The sequence below is a fragment of the Curtobacterium sp. MCSS17_007 genome (assembly GCF_003234175.2).
GTDB lineage: Bacteria > Actinomycetota > Actinomycetes > Actinomycetales > Microbacteriaceae > Curtobacterium.
In genome coordinates this window covers 3,165,143-3,181,372 of the sequence record NZ_CP126257.1, presented here as the reverse complement: position 1 = coordinate 3,181,372, position 16,230 = coordinate 3,165,143, and the positions used below count along the sequence as shown (strand labels likewise).

Sequence of the window (16,230 nt, the reverse complement as noted above, 5' to 3'; positions counted from 1 at the left end):
GCTCGGACGATGCGGGTGCTGGTGGTCGACGACGAGGTCCGGCTCGCCGACGGCATCCGCACCGGGCTGCAGGCCGAGGGGTTCGCGGTCGACGTCGCGCACGACGGGGTCGACGGGCTCTGGTACGCCCGTGAGCACACGTACGACGCGATCGTCCTCGACCTGATGATGCCCGCTCTGAGCGGGTGGAAGGTCTGCGAGACGCTGCGTGCCGAGCAGGACTGGACCCCCGTGCTGATGCTCACCGCGAAGGACGGCGAGTGGGACCAGGTCGACGCGCTCGACGCCGGCGCCGACGACTACGTGACCAAACCGTTCTCGTTCCCGGTGCTCGTCGCCCGGATCCGTGCGCTCGTCCGCAGGGGGTCCCGGGAACGCCCCACGGTCCTCCGGGCCGGCGACCTGCGGCTGGACCCGGCCGAGCGGCGCGTCTGGCGGGGCGAGGTCCTGCTCGACCTGACGAGCCGGGAGTTCGCGGTCCTCGAGTACCTGATGCGGCACCCCGGGCAGGTGCTCGGCAAGCGCGAGGTCATCGCGAACGTCTGGGACGACGACTTCGCGGGGGACCCGAACATCGTCGAGGTGTACGTCGGGCACCTCCGCCGGAAGGTCGACCGACCGTTCGGACGCTCCGCGATCGAGACCGTCCGCGGGGCCGGGTACCGCCTCGCCGCCGACGGTGGCTGAGCGGGCGGACCGGCCGCGCAGGTCGACGTCGATCCGGGCACGCGCGACGGGAGGCGCGGCGGTCGTCGTGCTCGTCGCCCTCGTGCTCGGCGCGGTCGCGTTCGTCGCCGTGCTGCGCGGGTCGCTCACGGACGGTGTGCGGTCAGCGGCCGAGCAGACCCTCGACGGCCTCGCCGCCCGCGTCGAGACGGACGGTGCAGCCGCCGTCCGCGCCGAGGACGACGACGTGCTCGCCCAGCTGCAGGACGGCGACGGTCGGGTGCTCGCGCGCACCGACGACGGCCCGGACGGCCCGCTCGCCGTCGACGAGGAGGCCCGGTACGGGCACGACGGGGAGCGGTGGCTCCTCGTCGCGGACGACGTCGACCTGCCCGGGGGCGGTGACGCCGTCCTCGTCGTCGGCGCCCCGCTCGAGGACGCCGAGGACGCCGTCCGCACCGTGACCGTACTGCTCGTCGTCGCCGTGCCGGTCGTCGTCGCCCTGATGTCCCTCGTGACCTGGTTCGTCGTCGGTCGGGCGTTGCGTCCCGTCGACCGGATGCGTCGCGAGGTCGACGAAGTCGAGGGCTCGAACCTGCACGCGCGGGTCGCCGAGCCCGGGACCGGGGACGAGGTCGACCGGCTCGCCTGGACGATGAACCGCATGCTCGCCCGTCTGGAGGCGTCGCAGCAGGCACAGGCGCAGTTCGTCTCCGATGCGTCGCACGAACTCCGGTCCCCGCTCGCGACGATCCGGCAGCACGCCGAGGTCGCCCGTGCGCACCCCGAGGTCACCGACACGGCCCGGCTCGCCGAGGTCGTCCTCGACGAGGGCGCGCGGCTGCAGGACCTCGTCGAGTCGCTCCTGTTGCTCACCCGCGTCGACGAACGCGGTCGCGAGCGTGACCGGGCCGTGGACCTCGACGACCTGGTGTTCGCCGAGGCGTCACGCACGCGGGCGACGAGCGCCGTCCCCGTGCACGTCGACGTGTCCGCGGTGCACCCCGCCCGTGTGCGCGGTGACGAACGGCTGCTCGGTCGGGTCGTGCGGAACCTCGTCGACAACGCCGTCCGGCACGCCGCACGGCGGGTCGACGTCGGGCTCGGGACCGCCGACGCCGTGGTGGTCCTGACGGTGGACGACGACGGGCACGGCATCCCGGAAGCCGACCGGTCGCGTGTGTTCGACCGGTTCGTCCGCCTCGACGAGGGCCGAGCGCGGGACGCCGGCGGCTCGGGGTTGGGGCTGGCCATCGTCGCCGCGGTCGTGCGGGCACACGGTGGGAGCGTGGCCGTGTCGACGGCACCGAGTGGGGGAGCGCGCTTCACGGTCCGGGTGCCCGCCGAGCCGGACCCGGCGTAGCCCCAGGTCGCTTCAGGCCTGCTTCAGCGGTCGGTCCGCAGGGTGGTCGCATGCAGACCACCACGAAGACCACCGTCCGCCGCACGGCCCTCCTCGCCGCGCTCCCGCTCGTGGGCGCCCTCGCGCTCGCCGGCTGCGCCTCCGACGACGACGGCCGCGACGATGCGCCGGCCGCTGCCGCCTCCGGCCCGTCGGTGTCGACGGACGCGTCGACGGGCGCCGGTGCGACCACGGGGACGAGCGCTGCCGCCTCGAACGACGCCCTGGCCGCCGCCGCTGCCACCGCCCGCGACGCCGTCGGCTCGGGCACCGTCACCTCGATCGAGCAGGAGGCCGGCGGGACCTCGTGGGAGGTCCTCGTCGTGACCCCGGACGGGAACGAGCAGGAGGTCCACGTGGCCGCGGACGGGGAGCGCACCACCGCGGGTCCGACGAAGGAGGCCTCGGACGCCGACGACGTCGCGGAGAACCGGCGCTTCGTCGATGCCGCTGACCTGACCGTCGAACAGGCCGCCTCGACGCTGACGGACACCGTCGCCGGGACGGTGACCGAGCTCGGGCTCGACGACCACGCCGGTGCGGTCGTCTGGGAGGGTGACGTGATCGACGGCCCGGGGACGAAGCACAGCGTCCGCATCGACGCCGGCAGCGGCAAGGTCGTGACGAACACGGTCGACACCGACGACTGAGCAGCGGCCGACGCCGACCGGCCGGCGCCGTAGGCTCGGCGTCGTGGACGACGAACGGATCCGCCCCGCTCCTGTCCGACCGGAGGACGTCGACGAGGTCCGCGCGTTCCTGTCGGCGTGCGACCTGACCGTCGCAGGGCTGTCCGACCCCGGGGTCCGTCTCTGGACGGTCCGTGATGCGGCCGGCGCCGTCGTCGGCACGACCGGCTACGAGACCGGGCCGGACGGGAGGCACGCCCTCCTCCGCAGCGTCGCCGTCGGACCGGCGCTGCGCGGCTCGGGCCGCGGGGCGGCGCTCGCCCGGTTCGCGATGGCCGAGGCGGCTGCTGGCGGGGCACGGCGGGCCTGGTTGTTCAGCCGCCGGTCCGGCCCCTTCTGGCAGGGGCTCGGCTTCGTGCCGGCCGACCGCGTGGAACTCGCGACGGTGCTCGCCGGGACGACCCAGGTCGAGCTGTTCCGGACGACCGGGCAGCTCGGACGCGAGGTCGCCTGGAGCCGGCCGCTGGCCTCGCTGGTCCCGGTCCCTTAGGGGCGTCCAAGGCTGCGCCGACGATCCGCGCACGTGGGGGTCGCACGCTCAGGGGCATGACCGAGACGATCCCCGCCGAGCGACCGCGCCTCCTGCCGCCACCGACAGCACGATCACGCGCCCTCCGCGAGCGCCTGGCGGGGTTGGTCCGCGGTCGCGCGGAGGCCGCGCGGTGGGAGCGCCCGGCCTTCCTCGGGCTGCTGCTGATGACCGGCGTGCTCTACGTCGTGAACCTCGGCGTGAACGGCTGGGCGAACGCGTTCTACTCCGCGGCCGTGCAGGCGGGCAGCCAGAGCTGGGAAGCATTCTTCTACGGCTCCTCCGACGCCGCGAACGCGATCACGGTCGACAAGCCGCCGGCGTTCCTCTGGGTGATCGGCATCTCCGTCCGGCTGTTCGGGCTGAACTCGTGGTCGATCCTCGTGCCGCAGGCGCTCATGGGCGTCGCGTCGGTGGCGATCCTGTACCGGATCGTCCGGCGCCGGTTCTCGGCCGGCGCAGCGCTGACGGCAGGTGCGGTCCTCGCGACCACTCCGGTCGCGACCCTGATGTTCCGCTACGACAACCCGGACGCCCTGCTCGTGCTGCTCACCGTCGGGGCGATCGCCCTGACGCTGCGCGGGATCGAGTCCGGGCGGATGCGGTGGGTGGTCTGGGCCGGTGTGCTCGTCGGGCTCGGGTTCCTGACGAAGCAGCTGCAGGCGTTCCTCGTGCTGCCACCCCTGGTCGGGGTGTACCTCGTCGCGTCACCCCGCCCCGTGCTCCGGCGGATCGGGCACCTGCTCGCCGCGGCGCTCGCCGTGGTGGTCTCCGCCGGGTGGTGGGTCGCGATCGTCGAGCTCGTGCCGGCCTCGGCGCGGCCGTACGTCGGCGGGTCGCAGACGAACAGCTTCCTCGAGCTGACCTTCGGCTACAACGGCCTCGGCCGCGTCACGGGCGACGAGACGGGGAGCGTCGTGCCGGGCGGGACGACGGGTGCGGGGTCGTGGGGCTCGACCGGTCTCACCCGGCTGTTCGGCTCGGAGTTCGGCACGCAGGTGACCTGGCTGCTGCCGACCGCGCTCGTGCTGCTCGTCGTGTCCCTCGTCGCGGTCGGGGTCCGTCGGCGTCGTGACCCGCGGTTCGCGACCGTCCTGGTGCTCGGTGGCTCCCTGCTCGTCACCGGCCTGGTGTTCAGCTTCATGGGCGGGATCTTCCACCCGTACTACACGGTCGCACTCGCCCCGTACATCGCGGGCCTGGTCGGCATCGGCGCCGGGCTCCTGTGGCAGCGCCGGGCGGTGCTCGCGTGGCGCGTCGTCAGCGCCGGGGTGGTCGCGCTCTCCGGGGCGTGGTCGTTCGCGCTGCTGTCCCAGGCGTCGTCGTGGCAGCCGTGGATCCGCTGGGTCGTGCTCGTCGCGGCCGTCGTCGGGACCGTCCTCGTGCTGCTGCCGCCGCGCGGTCGGGGACTCACGGGGGCGACGGTCGCGACCGTGCTCGTCGCGGCTCTGCTCGGGCCGACGGCGTTCTCGGTGCAGACCACCACGGTCGGGCACACCGGTGCGCTTCCGTCGGCCGGCCCGAGCGTCACGTCGAGCGGGTTCGGCGGTGGTCGCGGTGGCATGCCCGGTGGCCAGGGCGGACCCGGTGGCCAGGGCGGACCCGTTGGTCAGGCAGCGCCCGGTGGTCAGGGCGGCCCCGGCGGAGCACCGGGCGGCCAGACCGGCCAGAACGCGACCGGGCAGAACACGAACGGGCAGGGCGCTGCCGGTCCGGGTGCCGCGAGCGGCACCGACGGCGGCGGGAACGCCCCCGGCGGCGGCACGAACCTGATCGGCGGCTCGACCGAGGTGTCCGACGAGGTCGTCACCGCGCTGTCCGCGGACGCCGACGACCACACCTGGGCTGCGGCGACCGTCGGGTCGAACAGCGCCGCCACGTACCAGCTCGCGACGGGCGACCCCGTGATGGCGATCGGCGGCTACAACGGCACGGACCCGGCACCGACCCTTTCGGAGTTCCGGGCCCTCGTCGCCGCGTGGAAGGTGCACTGGTTCATCGGCGGCAGCACGAGCACCAGCGGCAGCGGGAGCGACGCCGCAGCCGAGATCGCCGAGTGGGTCGCCGCCCACTACGAGGCGACCACGGTCGACGGTGTCACGATGTACGACCTCACGCCGGCGTCCTGAGGGCCGTCCGCGAGTTCCGCCCGGCCCGCCCCACCTCGCCCCGGCGCGTCCCGGCGCGTCGGTGGAGCAGAAGACGTCGAGTGTCCCGGTCACATCCGACGTCTTCTGCTCCACGGACGGAACGGGCACGCACGGGCACGAGCACGAGCACGACCGGGCGGTACCGTCGACCCGTGACGATCGAGCTGCGCCGGGTGACCGCCGAGGACTTGGCCGTCTGGCGCCCGGTCCGCCTCGCTGCCCTCGCCGACGCTCCGGAGGCCTTCGGCTCCCGCCTCGAGGACTGGCAGGACGCGCCGGAACACCGCTGGCGCACACGCCTGTCCCTGCCGGGAGCGGTCGACCTGCTCGCGGTCGAGGACGGCGACGTCGTGGGGATGGCGAGCGGTGTCCCCGACCCGGACGACCCCGCGCTGGCCGAGCTGATCTCGATGTGGGTCGCGCCGGGTGCCCGCGGCCGGGGGCTCGTCGCGCTGCTCGTCGACGAGATCGCCCGGTTGCTCGCCGCGCAGGGGATCGAGCACCTCGAGCTCGCCGTGATGCCGGACAACGACCGCGCCCGTCAGGCCTACGAGCGGATCGGCTTCACCGCGACGGACACCCCCGGCGATCGGCTCCCGGACGGTCGGCACGAGACCGTGATGCGCCGCGAGCTCACCGCCGAGCGAACGCTCCTCGCGTACGAGCGCGGTGCCGACCGCTACACGGAGCGGACCGACGACCACCGCGCGGTGCTCGTCGACGACCTGCTCGCCCTCGTGCCCGTCGGCGCGCACGTCCTCGAACTCGGCTCCGGGCCCGGTCGGGACGCGGACGCGCTCGAGGCGGCTGGCCTCCGTGTCGACCGCACCGACGGCACCACGGCGTTCGTCGACCGGCTCCGCGCCGCCGGCCACGCGGCCCGCGTGCTCGACGTCCGCTGCGACGGCTGGGGCGGCCCCTACGACGCCGTCTTCGCGAACGCCGTCCTGCTGCACGTCGCGCGGGCGGACACCGTGGCCGTGCTCGAGCGCGCGCGCCGGGCGGTCCGTCCCGGTGGCGTGCTCGCCGCGACGGTGAAGCGGGGTGACGGCGACGGCTGGAGCGACCGGAAGCTCGCCCACCCCCGCTGGTGCACCTACTGGGACGAGGACACGCTCGCTGCCGCCGTCACGCGCGCCGGGTGGGCTGCCGTCCACGTGCGGGAGACGACCCGCCCCGGCGCGGAGGAGCGCTGGCTGACCGTGACGGCCCGCCGGCCGGAGGAGGACCGACCGTGAACCGAGCACTCCGTTGGACCGCCTGGGTCGTCACCGTGGTGGTGCTGCTCGCGGTGGTGTTCCTCGTGTACGCGAACATCGTCATGCAGGGCACCCGGGGCGCCGCGCTGCAGGTGTGGCGCGACGACCGCGTCGCCGTGCGCGATGCCGGTGACAGCGTCGTGATGACCCCGACCGGCTCCGGCGACGGGAAGGGCATCGTCTTCATCCCGGGCGCGAAGGTCGACCCGTACGCGTACATGGCGACCTTCCGGCAGGTCGTCGCGTCCGGCACCACGGTCGTCATCACGAAGCCGACGCTCAACCTCGCGTTCTTCGACACCCGCCCGCTGTCGACCTTCGAGGCGCACGCGCCCGGTGTCCGCACCTGGGCGGTCGGCGGCCACTCGCTCGGCGGGGTCCGGGCGTGCCAGCTCGCGCAGGACGCTGACGGCCTGCTGCTGCTCGGCAGCTACTGCGCGGACGACATCGCGCGCTCGTACATCCAGGTCCTCAGCGTCTCCGGCTCGCGTGACGGCCTGTCCACGCCGGAGAAGGTCGCCGCCGCCCGGCACCTCCTGCCGTCCACGGCCACCGTGACCGAGATCGAGGGGGCGAACCACGCCGACTTCGGCGCCTACGGCGACCAGCCGGGCGACCGCACCGCCACGATCTCGCGCGAGGACGCACGGGCGCAGATCAGCGCGGCCGTCGAGGACTGGCTGCGGTCGCTGGGCTGACGTGACCAGACGACGCACTGGAGGCGCGACACCAGCTGGTGTCGCGCCTCCAGTCCGTCGGATGGCCCGAGCCCGTCAGTGGATGCGTCCCGCCTCGTGGTCGCGTCCGTTCCGGCGGCCCGTGGCGCGGGCGATGAAGTAGAGCACCACGCCGACGGCCAGCAGCAGGGCGGCGTAGAGCCAGACCTGCCCGCTCTGCTGGGTCAGGAGCAGGATGCAGGACGCCACCCCGAGCACGGGCACCCACGTCCACACGCGGAAGTGGTCGTGCTCGACCTTGTCCTTCCGCAGCACCAGCACTGCGATGTTCGTGCTGATGAACACGAAGAGCAGCAGGAGCACGACGGTCTCGGCGAGCGTGCCGACGTCGCCGACCAGCGTCAGGGCCATCGCGACGACGGTGGTCGCGACGATGGCGACCCACGGCGTCTTCCGGTTGGGGAGCACCTTGGCGAGCACGGCGGGCAGGAGGCGCTGCTCGGCCATGCCGTAGGTCACGCGGCTCGACATGATCATGGTGAGGAGCGCGCCGTTCGCGACGGCGACCAGGGCGATGATGCTGAACACCCAGTCGGGGATCGGCACGCCCGTGGCCGAGACGACGGCCAGCAGCGGACCGCTCGACTCCGAGAGCTCCGAGGCGGGCAGGGCGATCGAGCTCGCGAGCGCGACGAGCACGTAGACGACGCCGGCGGTGGCCAGGGCGCCGAAGAGTGCTCGGGGGTAGACGCGGCGGGGCTCGCGGACCTCCTCGGCGATGTTCGCCGAGGTCTCGAAGCCGACGAACGAGTAGTAAGCGACGATCGCGGCGCTCAGGGTCGCGAGCGCGGGGTTCGCCTCGGCGGGGAAGGCGCCGATGCGCGAGACGTCGCCGCCTCCGCCGCCGAGCATGACCGCGACCACGACGATGACGATGACCAGGCCGGAGACCTCGATGATCGTCATGACGACGTTGCTCTTCAGCGAGTCCGAGATGCCGCGGGCGTTCAGGCATGCGATGAGCGCGAGGAACACGATGGCGGTCGGCACCGGCGGCAGGTCCACGAACGTGCCGAGGTAGTCGCCGGCGAACGCCAGGGACAGGCCGGCTGCGCTCGTGACCCCGGCGGCGAGCATGCTGAAGCCCACGAGGAACGACACGATCGGCGTCTTGTACGCCCGCTCGGCGAACACCGCGGCGCCGCCGGCCTTCGGGTACTTCGTGACGAGTTCGGCGTACGAGCCCGCGGTCAGCAGGGCCAGGAGCAGCGCGAGGACCAGCGGTGCCCACAGCGCGCCGCCGACGTCCTTCGACAGGGTGCCCATGAGGGCGTAGATCCCGGCGCCGAGCACGTCGCCGAGGATGAAGAGGAACAGGAGCGGGCCGGTGATCGCCTGCTTGAGCTTGGAGCCCGAGCCGTTCTGCGGGGGAGCGCTGGTGTCGCTGGTCATGGTGGTGCCTTCCGTCGCGCCCAGCGTCACGACGATCGGCTCCCAGGATTCTCGGATCATCCGCTGCGCGCGGAGTCCGATGTGACTCGGTGCTCGGTCCTGCACGGACGACGACTCCGTGAACTCTCTCCACAGCACTCCGGCGAGCCTGAGTGCTGGCGCTGGAGCGGTCCTAGACTCGCCTGGAACGACCGAGCGCGACTCCCGTGGTCCGCACCGGACCCACCACCCACACCAGTCCACGGAGGATGCCATGACGACGCCGGACCGGCGCTCACCTGCGCGACTCGCCGACACGCGAGCGCTCCTGTTCGACCTGGACGGTGTCCTCACCCCGACCGCCGACGTGCACATGCGTGCGTGGAGTCGGCTCTTCACCCCGTTCCTGGCCGAGCACGGCGCTGCGCCGTACACGGAGCAGGACTACTTCGACCACATCGACGGCAAGCCCCGGTACGACGGCGTCCGCTCGCTGCTCGCCTCGCGGGGCATCGACCTGCCGCAGGGCACGCCGGACGACGCTCCGGGCAGCGACACCGTCTGCGCGCTCGGGAACCGGAAGAACGCCGAGTTCACGGCTGAGCTCACCGAGCACGGCGTCGAGCCGTACCCGGGGTCGCTCCGCTTCCTGGTCGCGGCGATCGCCGCGGGCATGCAGGTCGCCGTCGTGTCCAGCTCGGCGAACGCGACCCAGGTGCTCCGCACGGCCGGCATCCTCGACCACTTCCCGGTCGTGGTGGACGGCCTGGTCGCGCGGCAGGACGGCCTGACCGGCAAGCCGGCGCCGGACACCTACCTCGACGCGGCCGGCCGCTTCGGGCTCGCCCCGGCCGAGTGCGTCGTGGTCGAGGACGCCACCAGTGGCGTCGAAGCGGGCCGGAACGGCGCCTTCGGCCTGGTGGTCGGCGTCGACCGTGGCGCCGGTGCCGACGCGCTGCGCGAGCACGGGGCCGACGTCGTCGTGCGCGACCTCGCCGAGCTCGTCGACCAGCTCCCGGCCTGACGGCCCCCGAGACACCCACACCTCCCTCCCACGGAGCACACCGCATGAACCCCATCACCTCGGATCCCCTCGACCGCGTCCGCTACCCGATCGACGAGTGGGCGCTCGTCGAGACCGAGTACACCCCGGACGAGCAGGGCGTCGCGGAGACCAACTTCGCCGTCGGCAACGGCTACCTCGGCCTGCGCGGCAACCTCGACGAGGGCCGCGGCGGCGTGCAGTACGGCACGTACGTCAACGGCTTCCACGAGACCTGGCCGATCCGGCACGCCGAGGACGCCTTCGGATTCGCGAAGACCGGCCAGACGATCATCAACGCGCCCGACGCCAAGGTGATCCGGCTCTACGTCGACGACGAGCCGCTCGTGCTGGCCGAAGCGGACATCCTCCGGCACACCCGGCGGCTCGAGTTCCGCGGCGGGTACCTGTACCGCGAGACCGAGTGGTCGACGCCCTCGGGCAAGCGCGTCCTGATCCGCTCGCGCCGCCTCGTCTCGTTCACCGACCGCCACCTCGCGGTCATCGACTACGAGGTCACCGTGCTCGACGGGGACGCCTCGATCCTGCTGTCCAGCCAGACCCTCAACCGGCAGGACGTGCAGGACGAGTACCACGCCGGCATGCGGGCGGCGGCGAACGCCTTCGACCCGCGCAAGGCCGAGGCGTTCACCGAGCGCGTGCTCGAACCGAAGCTCAAGCGGAGCACCGGCGGTCGGTCGCTCCTGGGGTACCAGGCGTCCAGCTCGGGCATGACGATCTGCGTCGGGGTGGAGCACCACCTGGAGACCGAGAACAGCTGGGACGAGGCCTCGTCGATCGACGACGACCTCGCCAAGCACGTCTACCGCGTGCAGGCCCGAGCCGGGGTGCCGATCCGGCTCGTGAAGCACATGGTCTACCACACGTCCCGCGGCGTGCCGGCCCGTGAGCTCGCGGACCGCTGCGACCGCACGCTCGACCGTGCCCGCGCCGAGACGGTGGACGAGACCTTCGCGAAGCAGCGTGCGTGGATGGACGACTACTGGACGCGCAGCGACGTCGAGATCCCGGGACAGCCCGCGATCCAGCAGGCGGTCCGGTGGAACCTGTTCATGCTCGCGCAGGCGACGGCCCGCACGGACGGGCACGGGATCGCGGCGAAGGGCGTCACCGGTTCCGGGTACGGCGGCCACTACTTCTGGGACATGGAGATCTACGTCCTGCCGTTCCTGTCGTACACGGCGCCGATCGTCGCCCGGAACGCCCTGCGCTTCCGCTACAACATGCTCGACGCGGCGCGGTCCCGTGCCCGTGAGCTCAACCAGCGCGGAGCACTGTTCCCGTGGCGGACGATCAACGGCGAGGAGTCGAGCGCGTACTACGCCGCCGGCACCGCGCAGTACCACATCGACGCGGACATCGCCCACGCGCTCATGCAGTACGTGCGGGCGTCCGGGGACACCGACTTCCTCAAGCGTGGCGCGATCGACATCCTCGTCGAGACCGCCCGGCTGTGGTCGGACCTGGGGTTCTGGCGGTCGAACGGCGACAAGAAGTTCCACATCGACGGCGTGACGGGGCCCGACGAGTACACGACCGTCGTCGACGACAACCTCTACACGAACGTCATGGCGCGGGCGAACCTCTGGTTCGCGGTCAACGCCTGCCGCCAGCTCGCGGTGGACGACCCCGAGGAGTACGGCCGCATGGTCCGGCGCACCGGGCTGGTCGACGACGAGCTGACCGAGTGGGAGCACGCGGCCGAGTCGATGGAGATCCCGTTCGACCCGCACCGTGGCATCCACCCGCAGGACGCCCAGTTCCTCGACAAGGAGCTCTGGGACCTCGAGAACACCCCGGAGTCGAAGCGGCCGCTGCTGCTGCACTACCACCCGCTGGTCATCTACCGGTTCCAGGTGCTCAAGCAGGCCGACGTCGTGCTCGCGCTGTTCCTGCAGGGGCACGAGTTCACCGCGGCCGAGAAGCGTCGTGACTTCGACTACTACGACGCGCTCACCACCGGCGACTCGACGCTCTCCGCGGTCGTGCAGTCGATCATGGCGGCGGAGGTCGGGTACCACGACCTCGCGGCGCAGTACTTCCTGACGGCGCTGTACGTCGACCTCGCCGACCTGCACGGCAACACCTCCGACGGGGTGCACATCGCGTCCACCGGCGGCATCTGGGGCGCGCTGGTCAACGGCTTCGGCGGCATGCGCGACCACGGCGGGCGCATGACCTTCAACCCGCGACTGCCCATGGACTGGGAGCGGCTGACCTACCGCATCCAGGTCCACGGTTCGCGCATCCGGGTCGATCTGGAAGAAGAGTCGATGACCTTCACGGTGGAGACCGGCGAGGGGTTCACGGCATGGGTGCACAACCAGCAGTGGGACGTCACGGCCGGTGCGCCGACGGTCGTGCCGCTGCCGCACCACGGCCCCCGCATGACCGGACACGCCCCGACCACGAGCGACATCCAGGGCACGCTCCGCGCGGACGGATCGGTCATCACCGCGTCGATCCCGATGATCTCCCTCGACCGGAACTTCGACGTGGACGAGACCACCGCCTGACGGTCCGGCCGGGAGGCACGGTGCGGGTCCGCCCCGCACCGTGCCTCCTCCGGTCCGCCGGTGCACACCCGCCTCCGGCTGCACGCGTGTCCAGCCGGGTGCGGGCACCGTGGCGTCCGTGCCCCCGGGCCGACGGCGTCTCCTGCGGCACGTGCAGTGCAACGAGAGGAGACAGGCATGGACAAGCGGTTCGAGGGCAAGGTCGCGATCGTCACCGGGGCGGGCTCGGGCATCGGCGAGGCTACCGCGCGGGCGTTCGCCGACGAGGGCGCGGACGTCCTGCTGGTCGACAGCGTCGAGGACAAGGTGCGGGCGGTCGCGGACAGCCTGCCCACCGGTCGCGCCGTCGCGCTGCAGGCCGACGTCGCCGATCCGGCGGCCTGGGAGACGATCGTCTCGGACGCGGTCGACCGGTGGGACCGGATCGACGTGCTCGTGAACAACGCGGGGACGTTCACCTCCGGGGACATCACCGACATCGAGCCGGACGAGTGGCGCCGCGTCATCGACACCGACCTGTCGAGCGTGTTCTACGGCACGCGGGCGGCACTGCCGTTCCTGCGTGAGACGAAGGGCTCCGTCGTGAACACCTCGTCGGTCTCCGGCGAGGACGCGGACTGGCGCATGAGCCCGTACAACGCGGCGAAGGGCGGCGTCTCGAACTTCACGAAGGCGGCGGCGCTCGACAACGGGCAGTTCGGCGTCCGGGTGAACGCGGTGGCGCCGGGACTCATCTGGACGGACATGACGCAGCAGCAGGCCGAGGACGAGGAGCTCCAGCACGCCTTCGCCGAGCGGGTGTCACTCGGCCGTGGCGGTCGGCCGGAGGAGGTCGCCGCAGCGGTCCTGTTCCTGGCCAGCGACGCCGCGTCCTACATCACGGGGGCGATCCTGCCGGTCGACGGCGGGACGACCGCGAGCAACGGGCAGCCGGCACAGGCCTGACGTCAGCCGTCGCGGAGGTCGGGCTCGTCGGCGACGAGCTCGACCTTCACGCGTTCGCCGTCCTCGAGGAACGCGGCGTGGTGCTCCGGACCTCCGGCGAACGGGTGGCGGTCCTCGTAGAGGCGGCGCCACCCGTTCGCGGGCGCGTCCTCCCACAGCGCCTGCACGTCGACCGTGGTGCCGGCGTGGAATGCGAGGTGGGACAGGCCGGGGAGTCTCCGGTCGTGCTGTCCGTCCAAGGGTGCGCGCTCCAGGACGAGGTAGGTGCTCCCCAGCCGCCAGCTCCGCCCGTCGGGCCAGTCCTGGAACGGCTCGTACCCGAGCGAGCCGAGCAGCCAGCCCCACGCCCGCGTCGCGACGTCGAGGTCCGCGACCCGGAGCTCGACGTGGTGCAGGGCGCCGCGGGTCACCGGAGCCTCCGGAGCGTGTTCACGTTGCGGGTCGTCGTCGTGCGCCGGAAGCGCGCAGCACCCGCCCGCTTCGCGAACACCGTGTCCGTGCTCGACCCCTTCGGGCAGGACCAGTACACGACGCCGTTGCCGGGGGCCACCCGCTCCACGGCGTCGTCCGTGTCGACGTCCGCGACCAGGTCGTCGAGCGCGGTGTCCACGGAGCCGAAGACGACGTAGTCGTGTCGGTCAGGAGCGGAGTCGAAGGGGAAGCCGTCGACGATCGCAGCGAGCCGTCGGTGCGGCACCAGGACGATCCAGGCGTCGTAGCCGAACCGGTCCCGCAGGGCCTGCTCGATCGTGGCCTGCACGTCCGACGCGTCGCTCGGCGCGGTGAACACGACGTTGCCGGACGCGAGGACCGTCCGGACGTCGGTGTAGCCGAGGTCAGCGAACAGCGCCGCGAGGTCCGCGTTCCGGATCGTGATCCCGTTGACGTTCACCCCGCGCAGCAGCGCGACCCACCTGGCCATGCCGGAACCGTAGCGTGCCCGTCGGGAGTGGGGCGAGCCTCCCGACCGGTCCGCAAGAAACGTTGCGCAACGTTCCTTGTGCAACTAGGGTCGAGCCATGGACGTGCAGCGACTCGACGACGCGGCGCACATGCGCGCGCTCGCCCACCCCACTCGACTCCGGCTTGTCGGGTTGCTCCGGACCGGTGGCCCACAGACGGCCGCCATGCTCGGCGACCAGGTCGACGAGGCACCGGGGACGATCAGCTACCACTGCAAGCGGCTGGCCGACGCCGGCTTCATCGAGCCCGCCCCGGAGCTCGGCACGGACCGGCGGGAGCGCTGGTGGCGGGCGGTGGCGCAGCACACGTCGTGGAACCTCGCGGACGGGTTCGACGACCCCGAGCGGATGGTCGCCGGCGTCGCGCTCGATCACGCCGTCGCGCAGGCGTACGCCGACGAGTACCGCGCGTTCATCGACCACGTGCCGGCGCTCGGGCGCGAATGGGTCGCGGCCTCGCACAGCAGCGACCGCGCCCTCCGCCTCACGGTGGACGAGCTGCGCGCCCTCGGGGCGGAGCTGCAGGGCGTCCTCGACCGGTGGGAGGCGCGGAGCGTGGAACACGAGCCCGGTGACGGGTCCGAGCGTGTGACCGCGGTCGTCCAGAGTTACCGCTCGGCGCGCCCGTGAACGCGCACTGGCGGCTGCGGTCCCTGCTCGCGGTGCAGGTCGTCTCGCGGACGGGCAACGTCGCGACGACGATCGCGGTGCCCTTCGTCGTGCTCTCGCGCGGCGGGTCGGCGACGGACGTCGGCATCGCGGCGTTCGCGGCGACGGTCCCGATCGTGCTCGGCGGAGCCTTCGGTGGCGTGCTCGTCGAGCGCTTCGGGTACGTCCGGTCGAGCGTGGTGTCCGACCTGGTCAGCGCCGCGACGCTCGTCGCGATCCCGCTCCTGGCGTGGACCGTCGGGCTGCCGGCCTGGGGGCTGCTCGTGCTCGTGTTCCTCGGTGGCCTGTTCGACACCCCGGGCGAGTCCGGCCGCCGGGTGCTGCTCCCGGGGCTCGCCACGGCTGCGGGGATCCCGCTCGAGCGTGCCGTGGGGCACTTCGAGGCGTCGGTCCGGTTCTCCGTGCTGCTCGGGGCGCCCGCTGCCGGCCTGCTCGTCGGGGCGGTCGGGCCGCTGCTGGCGCTCGCGGTCACGGCCGGTGTCTTCGCGGCGGCGGCGGTGCTCGCTGCGCTGACGCTCCGAGGTGCGATGGTGCACCCGGAGCCGGACGCAGCACCCGCCGAACCATCCGCCGGGTACTGGCGGGACCTGGCGTCCGGTCTCCGCTTCTGCGCGCGCGACCCGCTCTTCCGGCTCGTGATCGCACTCGTCCTCGTGACGAACCTGCTCGACGCGGCCCGCTCCACGGCGCTGCTCCCGCTCTACGCGGACCGGGTGCTCGACGGCGCGCAGGCGCTCGGCGTCGTCAGCGGGACCTTCGGCGGGGCGGCCTTCGTCGGGTCGCTCGCGTTCGGGTACGTGGCGCACCGGGTACCTCGGCGGATCACCTTCGTGGTCTGCTTCGTCCTCGCCGGTGGGCCGTCGCTCGTGGTGCCCGCGCTCGGCCTCGGGCTGCCGTGGGTGCTCGGCGCGTGCGTGCTCTCCGGCTTCGCCGCGGGCGCGCTCAACCCGATCCTCGGGGCGGTCGAACTCGAGCGGATCCCGTCGCACATGCGGGCACGGGTGTTCGGGCTGCTCTCCGCCGGGTCGTGGGCGGGCATTCCCCTCGGTGGGCTGGCCGGCGGCGTCGTGGCAGACGCGATCGGGGTCACGGCGACGTTCGGGGTGGTCGCGGTCGTCTACACGGTCGTGACGCTCTCGCCGCTGCTCGGCGGGTCGTGGCGGCTCATGGAGCGGCGGGCCCCGACCGAGTCCGGCCGTCCTGACGAGCGTGACGGGCAGGGTGGGGGCGAGGGCGCCCTTGTGTTCAGAACAGGTTCTGAATAGTGTGGTC

The 16,230-nt window shown here is 72.8% G+C and carries 15 protein-coding genes; 12 read left to right on the top strand and 3 right to left on the bottom strand.

The window, feature by feature from the left end:
- Window positions 1-9 precede the first annotated feature (9 nt).
- The 7 genes from DEJ22_RS15095 (at window position 10) to DEJ22_RS15065 (ending at window position 7,393) form a co-directional block, all read left to right on the top strand.
- Window positions 10-687, top strand: coding sequence for a response regulator transcription factor (locus DEJ22_RS15095; RefSeq protein WP_111227331.1), 678 nt, complete (start codon window positions 10-12; stop codon window positions 685-687).
- Window positions 680-2,029 carry a sensor histidine kinase gene (locus DEJ22_RS15090; RefSeq protein ID WP_258379628.1) on the top strand — a complete coding sequence of 450 codons (1,350 nt, stop codon included), beginning with the start codon at window positions 680-682 and terminating at the stop codon, window positions 2,027-2,029. The genes DEJ22_RS15095 and DEJ22_RS15090 overlap by 8 nt, the downstream gene beginning before the upstream one ends.
- 50 nt (window positions 2,030-2,079) lie before the next feature.
- Window positions 2,080-2,718 (top strand): PepSY domain-containing protein, encoded by a 639-nt coding sequence (locus DEJ22_RS15085; protein WP_111227332.1) that lies wholly within the window; start codon window positions 2,080-2,082, stop codon window positions 2,716-2,718.
- Window positions 2,719-2,761: 43 nt separating this feature from the next.
- Window positions 2,762-3,247, top strand: coding sequence for a GNAT family N-acetyltransferase (locus DEJ22_RS15080; protein ID WP_258379629.1), 486 nt, complete (start codon window positions 2,762-2,764; stop codon window positions 3,245-3,247).
- Window positions 3,248-3,303: 56 nt separating this feature from the next.
- Complete coding sequence (locus DEJ22_RS15075; protein ID WP_111227333.1) at window positions 3,304-5,415, top strand: glycosyltransferase family 39 protein; 2,112 nt, start codon at window positions 3,304-3,306, stop codon at window positions 5,413-5,415.
- A 173-nt stretch (window positions 5,416-5,588) separates the two neighbouring features.
- Window positions 5,589-6,674: a bifunctional GNAT family N-acetyltransferase/class I SAM-dependent methyltransferase gene (locus tag DEJ22_RS15070; protein WP_181430832.1), complete on the top strand. Its 1,086-nt coding sequence runs from the start codon at window positions 5,589-5,591 to the stop codon at window positions 6,672-6,674.
- Window positions 6,671-7,393 carry an alpha/beta hydrolase gene (locus DEJ22_RS15065; protein WP_181430834.1) on the top strand — a complete coding sequence of 241 codons (723 nt, stop codon included), beginning with the start codon at window positions 6,671-6,673 and terminating at the stop codon, window positions 7,391-7,393. Before DEJ22_RS15070 ends, DEJ22_RS15065 begins: the two co-directional genes overlap by 4 nt.
- Window positions 7,394-7,468: 75 nt before the next feature.
- On the opposite strand, the gene DEJ22_RS15060 is transcribed toward DEJ22_RS15065, so the two are convergent.
- The gene (locus tag DEJ22_RS15060; protein ID WP_111227451.1) at window positions 7,469-8,824 is read right to left on the bottom strand and encodes an APC family permease; all 1,356 of its coding nucleotides are present in this window, start codon (window positions 8,822-8,824) and stop codon (window positions 7,469-7,471) included.
- Between the two features lie 253 nt (window positions 8,825-9,077).
- Between DEJ22_RS15060 and DEJ22_RS15055 the strand changes: the two genes are divergently transcribed.
- From DEJ22_RS15055 to budC, 3 genes are all read left to right on the top strand, one after another.
- Window positions 9,078-9,827, top strand: a complete 750-nt coding sequence (locus DEJ22_RS15055) for an HAD family hydrolase (protein WP_111227334.1) — start codon at window positions 9,078-9,080, stop codon at window positions 9,825-9,827.
- A 44-nt stretch (window positions 9,828-9,871) separates the two neighbouring features.
- Entirely contained in the window at window positions 9,872-12,382 is a 2,511-nt protein-coding gene (locus DEJ22_RS15050) for a glycoside hydrolase family 65 protein (protein ID WP_111227335.1), read from the top strand.
- A gap of 177 nt (window positions 12,383-12,559) precedes the next feature.
- Window positions 12,560-13,327, top strand: a complete 768-nt coding sequence (budC, locus tag DEJ22_RS15045; RefSeq protein ID WP_111227336.1) for a meso-2,3-butanediol dehydrogenase — start codon at window positions 12,560-12,562, stop codon at window positions 13,325-13,327.
- 2 nt (window positions 13,328-13,329) lie between these two features.
- On the opposite strand, the gene DEJ22_RS15040 is transcribed toward budC, so the two are convergent.
- Window positions 13,330-13,737: a VOC family protein gene (locus tag DEJ22_RS15040; protein WP_111227337.1), complete on the bottom strand. Its 408-nt coding sequence runs from the start codon at window positions 13,735-13,737 to the stop codon at window positions 13,330-13,332.
- Entirely contained in the window at window positions 13,734-14,249 is a 516-nt protein-coding gene (locus DEJ22_RS15035) for a DUF1697 domain-containing protein (RefSeq protein ID WP_111227338.1), read from the bottom strand. The genes DEJ22_RS15040 and DEJ22_RS15035 overlap by 4 nt, the downstream gene beginning before the upstream one ends.
- Before the next feature lie 97 nt (window positions 14,250-14,346).
- Between DEJ22_RS15035 and DEJ22_RS15030 the strand changes: the two genes are divergently transcribed.
- Together DEJ22_RS15030 and DEJ22_RS15025 are read left to right on the top strand one after the other, a co-directional pair.
- Window positions 14,347-14,919, top strand: coding sequence for an ArsR/SmtB family transcription factor (locus DEJ22_RS15030; protein WP_111227339.1), 573 nt, complete (start codon window positions 14,347-14,349; stop codon window positions 14,917-14,919).
- On the top strand, window positions 14,916-16,223 hold the full coding sequence (locus tag DEJ22_RS15025; RefSeq protein ID WP_111227340.1) for an MFS transporter: 1,308 nt from the start codon (window positions 14,916-14,918) through the stop codon (window positions 16,221-16,223). Before DEJ22_RS15030 ends, DEJ22_RS15025 begins: the two co-directional genes overlap by 4 nt.
- The last annotated feature ends 7 nt before the right edge of the window (window positions 16,224-16,230 follow it).

What these genes read in the sequence shown, in the direction of transcription:
- DEJ22_RS15095 (WP_111227331.1), top strand. Translation starts at nt 10, where the DNA reads ATGCGGGTGCTGGTGGTCGACGACGAGGTCCGGCTCGCCGACGGCATC.
- DEJ22_RS15085 (WP_111227332.1), top strand. Translation starts at nt 2,080, where the DNA reads ATGCAGACCACCACGAAGACCACCGTCCGCCGCACGGCCCTCCTCGCC.
- DEJ22_RS15075 (WP_111227333.1), top strand. Translation starts at nt 3,304, where the DNA reads ATGACCGAGACGATCCCCGCCGAGCGACCGCGCCTCCTGCCGCCACCG.
- DEJ22_RS15060 (WP_111227451.1), bottom strand. Translation starts at nt 8,824, where the DNA reads ATGACCAGCGACACCAGCGCTCCCCCGCAGAACGGCTCGGGCTCCAAG.
- DEJ22_RS15055 (WP_111227334.1), top strand. Translation starts at nt 9,078, where the DNA reads ATGACGACGCCGGACCGGCGCTCACCTGCGCGACTCGCCGACACGCGA.
- DEJ22_RS15050 (WP_111227335.1), top strand. Translation starts at nt 9,872, where the DNA reads ATGAACCCCATCACCTCGGATCCCCTCGACCGCGTCCGCTACCCGATC.
- budC (WP_111227336.1), top strand. Translation starts at nt 12,560, where the DNA reads ATGGACAAGCGGTTCGAGGGCAAGGTCGCGATCGTCACCGGGGCGGGC.
- DEJ22_RS15035 (WP_111227338.1), bottom strand. Translation starts at nt 14,249, where the DNA reads ATGGCCAGGTGGGTCGCGCTGCTGCGCGGGGTGAACGTCAACGGGATC.
- DEJ22_RS15030 (WP_111227339.1), top strand. Translation starts at nt 14,347, where the DNA reads ATGGACGTGCAGCGACTCGACGACGCGGCGCACATGCGCGCGCTCGCC.